Raw genomic sequence first — 16,736 nt, forward strand, 5'->3', positions numbered from 1 at the left:
ATATAGGTCATGTCATTACAAAAAAATTGTAGTTAAAATGTAATATTATCCAATTAGAAGCATACCTAAAATAATTCCTATAATGGTTGCTACCGTTGTCATGCGACCATTCCATATTTTACGTGCTTCAGGAATAAGCTCTTCACATACAATATAAAGGATAATTCCTGCTGCTAAACCTAGTATTACTGTTACAAAGTTATGGGCTACTTGACTCATCATAAACCCTATACCTCCGCCTATTCCCATAATGGCACCAAGAACCACAGGAATACCCCATACCACCTTCATAGGTATTTTAGCCGCCTTTAGAGGAATAGCTACAGCAATAGCTTCTGGTATACTATGTATACAGATAACAAATGCAAACTGCATAATTGTTTCTGGTGAGGCTGCGCCTAAAGTTCCCATTGCAATACCTTCTGGTATATTATGTATAGCAATGCCTAGTAATAACATAATCCCAGTCTGTACCCCTTTACTCTTCTTGCCACCTATCCCATTACCTAATAAATCTGTTAAGTCCTCTAAAAATAGGCCAATCAATATACCGATGGCTACACCTATGACCATCAATATAGTTTCTCCCTCTTGGGTTGCATGTGGCAACACATCAAAACAAATCATTGCAATCATAATACCTGATGTGATACCAAATAGCATCCCTATTACTCTCTGACTTTTAATATTAAATAGGTAGTAGAGTACTATCCCTATTAGCACACCTAAACCTTCTGCCGCAAATGCCAGTAACATCATATTCCAAACGTTCATCTTGTCCACCTCCTCTACTTATTTTATGGAGGAGATAGCCCAATTTAGAACTTGAATCTAAAACAAAGGAGCATAAATTAAGCCATGCTTCATTTATGCTCCTTTGTTACTTATGACTGTCTTAAAAGCGATTGACTAGTTCATTGCATTGAAGTTTTCTACAATTTTATCTGCATACTCACTTACTACAAAGAGTATTTTATCCCCTTTTACAGCTGTTTTGTAGTTTTGTACAAGTTCATATTGGTCTGGTAAGTATGTTTGCCATTGATCTGCTAAAAATTGTTGTCTTTTTTCAATGCCTTCCATGATTTTATCAGCATCTGCTTCATCATTTAATTCAAAGATAGCAATTTCTGTTGAGTGTACCATCATCATTGGCATATCTACGTAATAATCTTTAAGTAAGTTTGTATCAATACCATATGTGTCTTTAAACATATCTTCCATCATGGCATTCATCATTGGAAGTTCAAGACCTTCTGTCATTGTTGTAATATCTGCTTTTAATGCAGATTCAACTTCTCCTCCTTCAGGTGTTCCTTCTTCCTCCGGTGTCACTTCTGGTGTGGTTACTTCTTGGTCTGGGCTTACTGCTGGTTTATCTCCAACACTACATCCTACAAGTGCTCCTCCAATTGCTAAAGTCATCATAATCGCCATTAATTTTTTATTTATTTTCATAGTAAACGCCCCTTATTTTAAAATGTATTTGTTTTATTTACAACATTAGACGAGGCGCGTTCCAATAAAGTTCCCATAATCTTTATCTTATTATTTTCATCTTTATTCTTCTGGTTCCCACTTTTTCATCTGCAAACCTTCTTTTCCATCCTCCACCATCGTATAGTATCCTTGCTGTCCCTCTAATGTTGTCCACTTAAGCCGCTCCACAGGTACTCCTTCTACAAACTTTGTTTCTACTATAAGTGTTGTATCTATTACTGTTCCTATATCTTTTAAGACTTCTCCTTCAACTACTTCTTTTTGTGTCTCATCCCATTCAAGCTTTACAAGTTGTACATCTTGCAATACCCCATCTACCTCTACTATGACATATTCTCCAGACCCTAACCCCTTTATAAATATACTATTAAGCTTTTTCAATTGTTCTTCAGGTCTTTCATAAGTAGGTGTAAGGGTAAGTGACAGGTTGGATACTATATCTGTCTTTACTAGATTCTTAAAATCCTCTTCATCCTTAGGTTGCACAATATAAATAGTATTAGGATCAAATAGACCAAAGAATTTACCTATCTTGATAGGCGTAGGTAAGGCTTCATTCTCAAACTTCAAACGCTGTAAAAATGATTCTATACTATAGACTTCTTCATACCCATATACATTAGAAACATACACCTCATCATCCTCTAAAGACATTCCAGTCACAACTGAAAAGTATAGTGTATAGGCTGGTCTATTCCTATGATCTATCGCCTCAAAACTGATAGGTACAGGCATCCCCTTTCTAAGACTCTCATGAATACTTTTTATAATTTTTTCGTTCCTAACATGGCTCAGCATAGTCACCTCATAAGCGTCACCCACTCTTTTTTGTAATTCTTCTTGGAATCCTGTAGTGGAACTGGTTGTAATTTCCCCTTCATTTTCTAATAAAATTTCATTTTCTGTTAAAGTTTTTCCTAAGTAACTTGTCATCCATTCTATTGTTGCATACCCACAGGTCTCCTTTTGTATCACTTGAGGTGTATTCATGATTCGAATACTTTGCTTGAGCATAACATCTTCATACATCCACTCTATTTCATCATTTATTTCCCTTTGAATGCCCATCGCACGCACACCAAATCCTAGTATTACGCATATGATCACACTTAAAATGCCTATGCCTACCCACCTTATTTTCTGTCTCATTCTATGCCTCCTATATTCCCTCCAATATTAACCTACTTATTCTATTTATAGCGTGCAACAAACTTTTATTCTTGCATTATCATTACATTTTTATTCTATTTCAAATCCAGTCTGTATTCTACGTATGAATATTCACTTTTACCTATCAAGATTATCGCACATATACTATAGATGGCACATCATTAATATCTATTAGCCCACGAGCAAAAAGCTATAAAACTAAAGATTTACATTAGTTTTATAGCTTTTTAGAGTATGCATTATTCTACTTACACATTTACTTTCATTATGCTGCAGGTTTTAACTCTATCCCTTCAGCTGGTGTAAGGATAGGTGTAATTCTACCACTTACTTCAATGCCTTCTGTACCTTTTTTACTTAAATATTCAATAACAAGTTCATCAAGTGCAGAGTATTCACCTAATGATTTATTGTCTTTGAACATAGCATAGCCATCTCCACCTGCTGCGATAAAGTCGTTAGTTGCTAACTTATACGTCTTATTCAAATCAATAGGTTTACCACCTACTAAAATTGCTTCTACACGGCTACCCACTGGCCTAGCTGGGTCAAACGTATAGCTCATACCTGCTACATGTGAGAATGCACCATGAGCTTCTGGATACTTAGTTGTACCTACTTCTAACGCTGCTTTAAGTTCTTCTCCTGTTGCTTCAATCATCACACCATAGTTTCCAAATGGAAGTACAGTAATAACTTCTTTCTTGGTAATATCTCCTGCATCGATAGAAGCACGAATACCACCACCATTTGTAAGGGCGACATCTGCACCTGTTGCTTCAAGAAGTGCATTGGTAATAAGGTTTCCTAAGTTTGTTTCACCTGTTCTAACACATTCTCTTTCTCCTTCAAGTCTAACAGGTGTTGTACCAACAACTTCTTCTGTTACTACATCAAAGTGTGTTTTAAGTTCTTTGATTAATTCTGTTACAGCCTTATCTGGTATTAAAGATGCACTATCTGCTTTTGTAAGATGCATCGGAACCTTATCAAATGTGCCATCTGCTTTAATAAGAATATTTACTTGACCTAAGTTCTTTGTGTATTCTCCTGTTTGAACAATTAAAGTATCATTTACAACTTTACCTTCTGGCAAGGCTGTATGACTATGTCCATCTACAATAATATCAATACCCTTTACATTTTCTGCTACTTTTTCACTTGTAATAGAACTATTGCTATCTAACCCTAAATGGCATATTGCAATAATAATATCTGCTTGACCCTTAAGTTCATCTACCATTTTTTGAGCTACTTGACTTGGATCTTCAAAAGTAAGTCCTTCTACATTTTTGGGATGTGTCATAATCATTGTATCTGGGGTTGATAATCCAAAGATGGCGACTTTCTTTCCACTTACTTCTTTAATGATATAGGGCGTTAAGACATTATCTTGACCTTTCTTGACATTTGCACTAAGCACTGGAAACTCCAAGAGCTCATCTAACGCTAAAAGTCTTTCATATCCATAGTTAAAATCATGATTTCCTGCTGTCATTGCATCATACCCCAATGCATTCATAACTTTTGTCATTGCCTCACCTTTAGTTGATGTGATAAGTGGTAAACCATGAAGTGTATCTCCACCATCTAAGAGTAATACATGATCTTTTCCATATCTTGTTCTTACTTGATTTACTTTGTCTGCTACCTTGGCAAAGCCCATTCCATCATTTGCACTTTCTTCAATTCTTGTATGAGTATCATTCGTATGTATGATTGTCATAAAGTCTGTATAGGTTGGATGTAATCCTGCATTGATAAGGTCAAGTTCTGTAATAGCACTCACATTAACTGTTCTCCCATCTGCTGATGTTGGAAGTGTAAGTGTTCCATTGTTAATCGCTTCTACAGCAATTTTTCTAAGTTCCAAATTCCAATCTGTTCCTACCACCTTCCAATTGTTATCAGCTACTGGTGTAATTGTTTTTTCCTTCTCAATATGCTCTTTGACATAAGTTCTAAGTGCTTTAGGATCTGAGGTGAAATAAGGTGTCCCACTTATAACTTTTTCACCACTTGGTCCAATACCGCTATAACGATAATCATTGATTGCCAGTTTAAGCACTGTGTCATCTGCTAAAGGCTCACCCTTGTATATAACATCTTTAATACGGCTACCTACTGGTTGACTAATATCCACAGTATAATCTACACCTTGGAACATATCATAGCCATAACCACGGATATTCGGATTAAAACTAATCGTTAAATCTCCTGGTTTGAAGGTATTGTAGTAAGCTACAGACCATTCCATATAATTTTTAAGTTCTTTGCCCGTTACTTCTATTCCTACTAAAGTGTTGGCATATTGATAAATATCAAATACATTTGCAAAGTTCAAATCCCCTTTAGGTAAGTTGGCAGTTGGTTTAAAAAGTGCCGCTGCTGCTACATCTGCACCTGTTACCTCTAATTGGACTTGATTGATTAGGTCAATTAATCCTGTATCTCTAACTTGTGCTTCTGGAATCCCTTGAACTTCTGATGCAGGATGAAAATCTTCTGTTGCCACACCTATTGTATTTTCTAAGAATGCCCTGGTTTCTTTGTCATAAGGTGCTGCTACTTGTGTAGCACCTTCATCTGCTGCATATCCTTCCAGTTTTAAAATTGTTGTCTTTTTATCTACCACTTCATACGCTGTCCCATTTGCCTTCACTGTGATATCAAAACGGACAACTTCTCTATCTTTGTAAGGTGCAGCTACAAGCACACCATTAATGTTTTCATTCACTGTCATATGATCATGGCCTATTAAGAATACATCTATCTCTGGACATCTTTCTGCTACTAATTGAGCTGCATCTCCACCATCTTCTTCATGTCTTGACCGGAGGCCTGCATGCGCTGTAGCTACAATCACATCTACTTTTTCTTCTTCTTTTAAGATTTTTACATATTTTTCAGCTTCATCAGCCATATGTTTGAATTCTAAATCTTTGATACCTTCTTTGTTAGCATCCCAACTAGGTATAGATGGTACAGTTAACCCTAGAACTCCTACCTTCACACCTTCAAATTCTTTTACAATATAAGGTGTAACAAAGTTTTCACTGGTCCCCTTGTTATAAATATTAGCGGATAAAAGAGGGAAATTCGCTTCTTTTTGAAGTTTCTTAATTAAAGAAACACCAAAGTTAAATTCATGGTTCCCTAATGTCATACTATCATAACCCATGTAGTTCATCATATCCATCACTGGATTAGGCTTAGATAAATCTGCATTATATAAGTCGTCTGTCATAATAGTCCCTTGAATGGTATCCCCATTATCAATCACGAGTGTATTAGGATTTTCGCTACGTGTCTCTTTGACAAGTGTTGCGGTTCTAGCAAATCCACTATTTTCATAGTCTTTTCCCGCCTCATAGACGTAACTTGTCAGATTGCCATGCATGTCACTGGTTCCTAGTATTGTAATTTTAACCTCTTCATTAGCTGGTGCTGCTTTTACATAAGCTGGCATACTCATGGCAAAAACCATAATCAAAGCCAATAAACAGCTGAGCCCCTTCCTTGTACCCTTTTTCATTTTCTACCCCCGATATTATGAAGTTATAGTCCTACACACTATATATATTACCGTGTAGTCATAAAAATCATTTTATTTGTAACATATTTAATAATAAATTCATAATATAAAAAGAGGATACTGCACCCTAGTGCAATACCCTCTTTTTATATTATTCGTTTGTTACAAGCTTAAGCTTTTCTGTTTGGTCTACAGTTGTAAGTGTATCAACGATTTCTTCTATATCTCCATCAAGGATAGAATCTAATCTATGAAGTGTAAGACCTACTCTATGGTCTGTTACACGCCCTTGTGGAAAGTTGTAAGTACGGATACGTTCACTACGGTCTCCTGTACCTACTTGGCTTTTCTTCTCTGCTGCCATTTCAGCATGCTGTCTAGCCTGTTCCATGTCATAAAGTCTAGCACGAAGTACTTTAAGTGCTTTTTCTTTATTTTTAAGCTGTGACTTTTCATCTTGGCAAGATACAGAAAGTCCAGTTGGAAGGTGTGTTGCACGTACAGCTGAGTCTGTTGTATTAACACACTGACCACCATTACCAGATGCTCTAAATACGTCAATACGTACATCACTTAAGTTAAGTTCTACATCTACTTCTTCTGCTTCTGCAAGGATAGCTACTGTAACAGTTGATGTATGGATACGCCCACCTGATTCTGTTGATGGGATACGTTGTACACGGTGTACACCACTCTCATATTTAAGCTTAGAGTAAACACCTTGTCCTTTAATCATAAAGATAACTTCTTTGAAGCCACCAATACCACTTTCATTGACTTCCATTAGCTCTGTTTTCCATTTTTGTCGTTCAGCATAACGGTTGTACATACGATAAAGGTCAGCTGCGAATAATGCAGCTTCATCTCCACCTGCACCCCCACGAATTTCTACAATAACGTTTTTGTCATCGTTAGGATCTTTGGGAAGAAGTAGTAACTTAATTTCATTTTCAAGTGGTTCAACACGTTTTTTATTATCATTAAGTTCTTCTTTTACAAGTTCTCTAAAATCATCATCCAACTTGTCATCGAGCATTGCGAGTGCATCTTCAATAGCTGCTAATGTCTCTTTATACTCTATATACTTTTCTACGATAGGTCTTAAATCACTATGTTCTTTCATCAGTTTTTGCCATCTATCTTGGTCTGCAATAACTGTTGGATCACTGATCATCTCACCTATGTCTTCAAATTTTTGTACTAGATCTTCTAGCTGATCAAACATTCATCCACCTCATTATTATTTATATTTTAGTACCTATAACAACACGGTCACGTTGTGCTAAGTCTTGTATAAGTTTAATCTGTGTAAAACCTTCTTGTTCTAAGATAGCACATACATCTTTTCCTTGTAAATAACCTATTTCATAGGCCAAAAGTCCATTTTGTTTTAAATACTTTTTGCCTTCTCTAGTAATTTCACGATAAAACTTAAGCCCATCGCCTCCATCTGTCAAGGCTTTACGTGGCTCATATTCCTTTACTTCTTGCATAAGCCCCTTACACTCTTCAAAAGTAATATAAGGTGGATTAGACACTATCATATCTAGACTTTCTTCTTCTCCATCATACGCTTTAAATACATCACTATTTGCGAGTGTAATATAATCTTCTAATTGATGTGCTTGTACATTTTTACGGGCTACATCTAAAGCATTCTCACATATATCCATACTTGTTATATGAAGATTCTTTATATAATGTGCAAGCGCCACACTAATGCATCCAGAACCAGTGCCTATCTCTACAGCCTGCTGTAACACATGTTTCTTACTATATTCAATAATCGTTTCAACCAGTGTTTCTGTATCTTGTCTTGGAATAAGTACGCGCTCATCAACGTAAAACTCTAACCCCATAAATTCTTGGCTATTGGTAATATACTGAAGTGGTGTCCCTTGTGCACGTCTTGCAATCATATACATATAAGACTCTTTTAAGTGTTCGGCTATTTTCTCATTGCCATGCATAATGAGTTCAGCTGTGTTACACTGAAGTACATGCAAGGCAAGTAACCTTGCATCAATTGCTGCATCTAACTTATTATAGCTAAGGAGAATATCTCTCCCCATAGCCATAAGCTGATTAACAGTTACATTTTTTAGCTGGTTCTTCTCTATCCTCATTGTCTAAAACTCCTTTAACTGCAGCAATCGCTACTTCTATTTGTTTATCATCAGGCTCAAGTGTTGTAAATGACTTTTGAAGCCACATACCAGGTTTACTTAAAAGACCAGCAAGCTTATTTTCATCCGCTTTTCTAGCCCATCTGATAAATTCATAGGAAATACCCGCTACAACAGGGACCATGACAATACGTACTACCATTCTTAACCATAAATTGTTAGTCGTAAATAAGCTAAACACTAAAATACTTACAATCATAACTACAAATAAGAAACTTGTTCCACAGCTTTTATGTAGTCTAGAACATTTTCTTACATTTTCTACGGTTAGTTCTTGCTCTTTTTCTATACAATTAATCGTTTTATGCTCTGCTCCATGGTATTGGAATGTACGTTGAATATCTTTCATACATGTTACAAGTTTCATATAGCCTAGGAAAATCGCAATTCTAAATGCACCTTCTACTAAGTTGAGTACAAAAGATGAGGGAATAAAGCTTTTAAATAAGGTGCTTATAAGCATTGGTAAAATCATAAAAATACCAATTGCAAGGACAAAAGAAATGCACATGGTAAAACTGATTAGAACTTTCTCAGCCTTATCACCTAACTTCTCCATAAGCCACTTTTCAAACTTACTTTCTTCTAACTCATCATCATCTCCAAAGATTTCTGCAGAATAACTTAAAGTCTTGACGCCAAGCGTAAGTGACTCAATAAACACAGCTACACCTCTTAGTATAGGCCATCTTAGTATTTTATATCTGTCTAAAATACTTTTTGTATCTTGTACATCTACTACAATTTCTTCATCTGGCTTTCTTACAGCTACAGCGTAGATTTTTCTACCCTTCATCATAACGCCTTCAATCACTGCTTGGCCACCAATATCTGTTCTTGCCATATCGCACCTCCTCATTTTAAAAACTATAGATTAAGCTATAAAAATAAAAAAAAAGAGTTGAGACCATCCTCTCAACCCCTCTCGTTTACGATTATTAAACGTTGTATTTTTTGTTGAATTTATCAATTCTACCTTTAGCTTGTGCAGCTCTTTGTTTACCAGTGTAGAAAGGATGACAATTTGAGCAAACTTCTACGCGAATATCTGATTTAGTTGAACGTGTTTTAATTGTGTTCCCACAGTTACATACAACTTCAAGTTCTTCGTATTTTGGTTGGATTTCTTTATTCATGAGATTCACCTCTTTCATCGTTTTTTCTATGTTAATTCAAACGTTAACAATACTATTATGACAACATTGGTATTATATCATGTCTATTTTTAAATTGCAAGGCTATTCCTATGGTATTTGCTTCATTTTTTCAACAAAAAATGCATTGGTTGAGTACTTAAGCATCTTACCAATTAAGCCTTCCGCCACTTCTGCAGAACTTCCTCTTGACATCTCTCTTCTAATACTATATGCAACATTAGCTTCATCTGGTGTTAAAAGTAGATCATCTCTTCTTGTTCCAGATTTATAAATATCAATAGCTGGGAAAATCCTACGTTCTGAAAGTGAACGATCTAAAACAAGTTCCATATTTCCAGTACCTTTAAATTCTTCAAAAATAACTTCATCCATCTTACTTCCTGTTTCAACAAGTGCTGTGCCTAAGATAGTTAAGCTTCCGCCATTTTCTATCTTTCTTGCTGCACCAAAAAATTTCTTTGGCATATGCAGTGCAGCTGGATCAAGTCCTCCTGATAAAGTACGACCACTTGGTGGAATTGTCAAGTTATATGCCCTTGCCATCCTTGTAATACTATCTAGTAAAATGACAAGATCTTTCCCTTGTTCTACCATACGTTTTGCACGCTCTAGTACCATTTCCACTACCTGCTTATGATGTTCGGGTGGTTCATCAAAAGTTGATGCTACTACTTGTACATCTTGTCCTTCTATACTTCTTCTAATGTCTGTTACTTCTTCAGGTCTTTCGTCTATAAGAAGTACAATAAGTGAGACATCCTTGTGATTATGTGTAATCGCATTAGCAATATGCTTTAAGAGTACTGTCTTCCCTGCTTTAGGTGGCGCTACAATAAGCCCTCTTTGACCTCTTCCTATTGGTGCAATCAGGTCAATCATACGTGTTGAAAGTACACTTTTATCATATTCTAAAGACAATCTTTGTTTAGGAAATACTGGTGTAAGTGTCTCAAAGTTTGGTCTATACTTAGCTTTTTCAGGGCGGTCACCATTCACTTTGTGTACATATAATAGGGCACCTGCCTTTTCACCTTCTTTAGGCTTACGCATGTCTCCCTCAATCCAGTCACCTGTCTTAAGATTGAATCTACGAATTTGTGAAATAGATAAGTAAATATCATTATCTCCGCGCATAAAGTTACGGGCACGTAAAAAACCATATCCATCCGGCATGATTTCTAAGATACCAGCACCTGTCATACGTTCTATACGACTTAACTTGAGTGCCTCTTCTCCATCATCTTCTATAATATTTTCAGTTTCATCAATTGCTTCGTCTTCGCTTAATACATCAGATAGGTTTGTATCTACCATTGGATTTATTAAAATTTCAGTTTGCTCTGGAACAGATTCAGATTGGTAAGTTAAAGATGGGATAACTTGATTAGAATCATTAGACATAAGGAGACTAATTACTTCAGCTTTCTTAAGCTTACTAATATTTTTGTGCCCCTTCTCTTTTGCAAGGTCTCTTAACTGAGCTAATGTCATGCTTTGAATTGTATCCATTCAATACTAGCTCCTTTGTTTTCTATTATTTTTATTTAGTGTAGCATATTTAATGACCTATTTACAAGGTCATTTCTCCTCATATGCTCACATTTTTTCAAAACTTTTTAACTTTCATGTCAAAAGGGCTGTCGCACCATTTTGCTCCAACCCTATTCTTACGCTTATATATGCTGATTACCTCTTTGTAATGCAATCACACCTGTTCTCACACTTTCAATAATTTCATAATCTCTTACTTTATCTATAAAAGCATCAATCATATCTTTACTATTACAGATTTCAAATACAACAACCTCGGTGTCAATATCTACAACTTTTACACTATACTGCTCTGTTAACTCTTTAATTTTACTGCATAATTCTGGTTTAAGTGCTACTTTAATAATTGCCAACTCACGAATAATATCCTTTTTTGCATCTAATACTTTAACCTTTTTTATATCTATTAACTTTTCTACTTGTTGCTGAATTTGATAAATAGAATTTTCATCTTCTGTCACTGAAATCGTAATTCTAGAAATTTGTTTCTCATGGGTCTCTTCCCCCGCGAAACTATTTAAGTTAAATCCTCTTCTAGTAAAAAGACCTGCTATACGTGCAACTACGCCATAGTTATTTTCTGCAAGCACTGAAATAATAGTATTTTTCATCTGACTACTCCCCCTTTAGAATTATACAGACTATTATAACATATTGTTTATTTTTTTTACTATTATTTTCTTTTTATTTCACAGCGAAAAGGCCTAAGTTATTTCTTAGGCCCTTTATTAAGCACTGATCACTTACATCATTTAAGTTTACTATTCTTTTTCATCTTAAGTCTGGAGACCTTCTCAACATTATCTATACTATACTTTTTAAGTTTAAGCGCTACGCGCTCTTCAACCTGAGTTGCCGATACTCCTGTCAAAACTTCGATTCCTTCTTTAAATGAGGTGATAGCATAAATATGGAATTTACCTTGTTCTACTGCTTTAATGACTTCTTCATCCAACACCAGATCACTTTTATTCTGGTCCGGAATCATAACACCCTGTTTTCCAGTTAAACCTTTTTGTTTGCATACCCTATAAAATCCTTCTATCTTATCATTAATTCCCCCTACAGGTTGAATCTGCCCATATTGGTTAATGGAACCTGTGACAGCTATACCCTGTTTAAGCGGTACTTCTGATAAGCTTGATAAAATAGCATAGAGCTCCGCACTTGATGCACTGTCTCCATCTACTCCCCCATAACTTTGTTCAAAGCAAATTTTCCCACATAAAGAGAGTGGGTAGTTTTGAGCAAAGTGATTTCCAAGAAAACCTGTAATAATTTGAACGCCCTTTGAATGAATACTACCGCTTAATCCAACAGCCCCTTCAATATCGACAACACCACTCTTCCCCCTGTAGGTGGTTGCTGTAATTCTAACAGGCCTGCCAAAAGCAAAATCGCCGACTTCATATACTGCTAAACCATTGATTTGCCCTACTTTCTTTCCCGCTACATCCACAAGAAAAATATTCTTGGCATACTTTTCCTCTATATTCTTCTGCAAAGTATCTTTAAAAAGCATTTTCATCTGCCTAGCTTTGACGACATTCTCTTTTGTAATCTCTCCTTGGGCAAATACACTCGCTTCTCTCACCAAGTCCATCATGGGCTGGAGATTCGCACTCATCTTATCTTGACTCTCTGCCAAACGATGACTGTACTCTACGAGTTGCAAAACACCTTCATACGTTACAGGTGGCAATTCCTCTTTGTCACAAAGCGCTCGAATCTGACTTGCCATATTCATTATAGAAAGTTCATCACTTGTAATCGTCTCTTTAAAATCTATATTAATCTTAAAAAGTTCCTTAAAACTTAAGTCCATCTCTGTCAGTAAATGATAAATTTCATAGTCACCCACTAAAATAACCTTAAAATTTACAGGAATAGCTTCTGGTGTAAGACCTATTGTGTTAATACTATTCGTTCCACCTATACTTTCTAGACTCACTTCTCCTGTTTTTAAAGTTCTTCTAATCAAGTCAAATGCTCCTGGATAATCCAAAAGGTCTTTTACATAGAGCAACAAATACCCCCCATTAGCTTGGTGAAGCATACCTGCTGTAATTTGGTTAAAGTCTGCATGACTTGAGGAAACTTCCGTATCAATATGCATTCTTCCTATCAGCCTACCATGGTTCAAATCACGTGATGTAACAATAGGTGCACCTTCTAGTTGCTCATTATTAATCAACACATTGACGTTATAGTGATTAACCTTATCTGTTATTCCACTATTCCCAATCCCTGGAAATATACTTTTAATTTCTTGGTTTTCTCCATTTCCACTACTTGAAAATATCTTTATATCTTCTAAGATATCATTCATAATATCATCTAGGTATTGATTAACCTTATTGTATCTTCCATACTGCTCTTTTAAATGTTTGATATAATACCCTACCTCATTTAAGATAATATTTTCATCAACATCATCCATATACTGTTCATAAAGTTTTTCAACATCCTTGACTTCATTCAATACATTTTCTGAGAACTCACTCAGTTTTTCAAGACTATCCTCAATAACATGTTTTTCACTATTTTCAAGTTTGTCATAGGATTCCATCGAAAGTGGTTCTCCCTCTAGATCTAAAGGGATGAATCCTATTCCATCTTCTGTCAACTTAACTTGAAATCCTGTTGTCTTAGCATACTGCTTTAGTTCTAATAAAATTTCTTCTTTTTTATCATCTAATTCATCAATTAGCTTATGCCTTTTTTTCTCGGCTTCTATACTATCTAGTCTGTCACTCAATTCATTTATAAGAAATTGTCTAAATTCTTTCATATCATTTTTAAAGCGCATGCCATCTCCTGGATGCAGCCAAATAACCTTAGGTGTGGAAGGGCTTTCAAAATTGTAAATATAACACATATCTGGTGGCACATTACGTTGATTAGCCTTTTCTTGTAGTCTTCCAAGCATATAATCAAATATTGTTTTTTGATCATTTCCTGAAACGTACATGTTATAACCTTTTGCACCTAGTTGCAAACCAAATTCAAGTGTTGCAAGCGCATTTTCTTGATCGACTATACTTTCATCCGCCTTTATTTCATCTGTGGTTACAAAATTAAAGCCTTTAGTAGGATATGGGATTTTGAGTTCTTCCCACGTAAGTTCTAAGTTATTCTTCATAGTGACCCCCCCATAATTACACTATATTCAGGAAGGCTTATATGCTTTACAATTTTCGTGTTATTTTGACATTTTTTCACACCTTTATTCATTTCTGCTATTTTCTAAGTTGCTATGAATATTTTTCTAGATGCTAGACTCTAAATAAGCTTCTCTATCCACTCTAATATATCTTGCATAACTTCATCACGGTTGGTCTCGTTCAACATCTCATGACGCCCTCCTGGATATAGCTTATAGGTTACCTGACGTATGCCTACTTTCTTATAATCCTCTACTAAATCTAAAATGCCTTTCCCATATCGTCCTACAGGGTCTTTGTCTCCTGAGAAAACAAAAATAGGTAGGTCTTCCGGTATAGTCTTTTTATTTTTTAAACTGCCTACATATTTAATCCCTGACAAAAAATCATAGAAAAATCCAGCTGTAAAAATACGACCACAGTATGGATCTGCTAGATATTTATCTACTTCTTCTTCATCTCTAGATAACCAGTCAAAATGGGTTCTAGCAGGCTCAAACTGTTTATTATACTTTCCAAAAATAAGTTTATCTAATTTCACACTTTTCGTATCTCTACCTATTTTTCTTACTTCTCTTCCAGCAATCCAAAGACCTAAATCTACTATCGGTCCTTGTTTTCCATTTGACCCAGAAAGGAGAACCCCTCTTAGACACTCTCCATAATGCATAATATATTCTTGGGTTACAAAAGATCCCATACTATGCCCTAACAAGAATAAAGGCAACTCGGGGTACTCTAGTTGAATGCGTTTAGATAACCTATGTACATCTAAAACAAGATGCTGAAATCCATCTTCTTTAGCTAATATACCTAACTTATCAAGATTTACTGCCGTTTTCCCATGCCCCCTATGGTCATGTGCATACACAATGTAACCGTTGTCTGTTAAATATTGTGCCAAATGGGTATATCGATGTGCACCTTCTGCCATCCCGTGGGAGATTTGGACCACACCTTTAATACACTTAGTATGTTCAGGTATCCATTTGTAGGCTTGTATAATTAATTCTTCTCCTCCAATAAAGGTGAACTTTTCACTTATCATATTCTTTCCTCCAATCAATTGAAATACATTTCTACTTTAGGTACTTATACTATAATCTTACGTTAACTAAAAAGAAAGCTTTTCTTATAAATTTTATAGGTACCTCAATGTATATATGAAAATAGAGGTGCCTAGGCACCTCTATTTTTAATTCTTATAGTAATTCTTTCATTAATTCCATATTAGATTTTGGTGATAAATAAGAAAGTGGCACATCAAATACTGACTTAGCACCTTTCATACCTTCTTGATTCATTCTTACAGCTGCTCTTGCATAAGCAACAAGTACATTAGCTGTAAATTGTGGGTTACTATCTAATTTAAGAGAAAACTCAATAATTTGTTTGCTTTCTTCTTCAAATCCTGTCACACCACTTCTAAATACAAACCCACCATGTGGCATCTTTGTATGGTTTGCTTTTAGCTCTTCTTCTGATATGAAGTTAACGATTGTATTATAATCTGCAAAATAGTTTGGCATTGTTTTGATTATATTTTCAATCTCTGCTAAATCTGCCCCTTCTTCAGCAACTACGAAACATTCACGAAGATGTTTGTCTTTCGTTGCAAGCTGTGGATTCTCACCTTTTCTTACACACTCTACAGCTTCATCCATAGGAATAGTGTACTGAATACCATTTTTCACACCTTTAACACGTCTTATAGCATCTGAATGTCCTTGGCTTACACCTTTACCCCAGAAAGTATAATCCTCTCCTACTGGCAAAATAGCACCTGACATCATACGAATCATTGAGAATAAACCTGGATCCCAACCTACTGAAATGATGCTTGTCGTACCATTCTCACAAGCTACTGCATTTACAGTTTCAAAGTACTCTGGAATTCTGGCATGCGTATCAAAGCTATCAATTGTATTGAAATGACATGCAATAGCTGGTCCTTGTACTGGAAGGTCTGTTGCAGAACCTCCACATAAAATCATAATATCGATTTTACCTTTATAACTTTCTAATGTATCCATATGCTCTACTTTTGCTGTTGAAGATTGTATTTGTAGTGTTTCTGGTGCTCTTCTTGTAAAGACCGCTACAAGCTCCATATCTGCACTTTGATGAATGGCTGCTTCTACACCGCGCCCAATGTTTCCATATCCTACTATACCTACTTTAATCATCTCTTATATCCTCCTTAAACTTTCTTTACGTTTTCTAAAGTATCTTTTATATTTATCTTTGTTTATTATGTCTTTATTATTAGTAGTTCTATTTGAAACTACTAATAGTATAATACCTTTTCTCTTTTTTTGTCAATATACTTTTACTTTCTTATCATTTATTATAAAAAAGATGGGGGTGTTGCATAATTAACCAATTAGGTTAGTTGTGGCAACATCTCCGTTTTTTGTATATAAAAATTAAAAGACAGAGGATAATCCTCTGCCAGTGTTGTTATATTAAGTTC

13 protein-coding genes are annotated in these 16,736 nt (G+C 35.5%); all 13 read right to left on the reverse strand.

Annotated features, from left to right (window positions below; genetic code table 11):
- Positions 1 to 45: 45 nt before the first annotated feature.
- Positions 46 to 774: a ZIP family metal transporter gene (locus RRY75_RS09245; RefSeq protein WP_332527552.1), complete on the reverse strand. Its 729-nt coding sequence runs from the start codon at positions 772 to 774 to the stop codon at positions 46 to 48.
- Positions 775 to 909: 135 nt separating this feature from the next.
- Positions 910 to 1,458: a DUF4358 domain-containing protein gene (locus tag RRY75_RS09250; protein WP_332492294.1), complete on the reverse strand. Its 549-nt coding sequence runs from the start codon at positions 1,456 to 1,458 to the stop codon at positions 910 to 912.
- A gap of 102 nt (positions 1,459 to 1,560) precedes the next feature.
- Positions 1,561 to 2,649 carry a hypothetical protein gene (locus RRY75_RS09255; protein WP_332492296.1) on the reverse strand — a complete coding sequence of 363 codons (1,089 nt, stop codon included), beginning with the start codon at positions 2,647 to 2,649 and terminating at the stop codon, positions 1,561 to 1,563.
- A 286-nt stretch (positions 2,650 to 2,935) separates the two neighbouring features.
- Positions 2,936 to 6,205 (reverse strand): 5'-nucleotidase C-terminal domain-containing protein, encoded by a 3,270-nt coding sequence (locus tag RRY75_RS09260; protein ID WP_332492298.1) that lies wholly within the window; start codon positions 6,203 to 6,205, stop codon positions 2,936 to 2,938.
- A gap of 151 nt (positions 6,206 to 6,356) precedes the next feature.
- A complete protein-coding gene (gene prfA, locus RRY75_RS09265) occupies positions 6,357 to 7,430 on the reverse strand; it encodes a peptide chain release factor 1 (RefSeq protein WP_332492300.1) in 1,074 nt (357 codons plus the stop codon).
- A gap of 19 nt (positions 7,431 to 7,449) precedes the next feature.
- The gene (gene prmC, locus RRY75_RS09270) at positions 7,450 to 8,331 is read right to left on the reverse strand and encodes a peptide chain release factor N(5)-glutamine methyltransferase (RefSeq protein WP_332492301.1); all 882 of its coding nucleotides are present in this window, start codon (positions 8,329 to 8,331) and stop codon (positions 7,450 to 7,452) included.
- Entirely contained in the window at positions 8,291 to 9,235 is a 945-nt protein-coding gene (locus RRY75_RS09275; protein WP_332492303.1) for a DUF1385 domain-containing protein, read from the reverse strand. Before RRY75_RS09275 ends, prmC begins: the two co-directional genes overlap by 41 nt.
- A 94-nt stretch (positions 9,236 to 9,329) precedes the next feature.
- Entirely contained in the window at positions 9,330 to 9,527 is a 198-nt protein-coding gene (gene rpmE, locus RRY75_RS09280; protein ID WP_053982715.1) for a 50S ribosomal protein L31, read from the reverse strand.
- A 108-nt stretch (positions 9,528 to 9,635) separates the two neighbouring features.
- Positions 9,636 to 11,057: a transcription termination factor Rho gene (rho, locus tag RRY75_RS09285; protein WP_332492309.1), complete on the reverse strand. Its 1,422-nt coding sequence runs from the start codon at positions 11,055 to 11,057 to the stop codon at positions 9,636 to 9,638.
- Positions 11,058 to 11,221: 164 nt separating this feature from the next.
- On the reverse strand, positions 11,222 to 11,710 hold the full coding sequence (gene ilvN / locus RRY75_RS09290) for an acetolactate synthase small subunit (protein ID WP_332492311.1): 489 nt from the start codon (positions 11,708 to 11,710) through the stop codon (positions 11,222 to 11,224).
- A gap of 137 nt (positions 11,711 to 11,847) precedes the next feature.
- The gene (locus tag RRY75_RS09295; RefSeq protein ID WP_332527554.1) at positions 11,848 to 14,241 is read right to left on the reverse strand and encodes an AAA family ATPase; all 2,394 of its coding nucleotides are present in this window, start codon (positions 14,239 to 14,241) and stop codon (positions 11,848 to 11,850) included.
- Between the two features lie 140 nt (positions 14,242 to 14,381).
- On the reverse strand, positions 14,382 to 15,311 hold the full coding sequence (locus tag RRY75_RS09300; RefSeq protein ID WP_332528574.1) for an alpha/beta hydrolase: 930 nt from the start codon (positions 15,309 to 15,311) through the stop codon (positions 14,382 to 14,384).
- Positions 15,312 to 15,465: 154 nt separating this feature from the next.
- On the reverse strand, positions 15,466 to 16,449 hold the full coding sequence (locus tag RRY75_RS09305) for a diaminopimelate dehydrogenase (RefSeq protein ID WP_332492318.1): 984 nt from the start codon (positions 16,447 to 16,449) through the stop codon (positions 15,466 to 15,468).
- Positions 16,450 to 16,736 lie beyond the last annotated feature (287 nt).

Origin of the sequence: Niameybacter sp. (assembly GCF_036655075.1) — a bacterium.
GTDB lineage: Bacteria > Bacillota > Clostridia > Lachnospirales > Cellulosilyticaceae > Holtiella.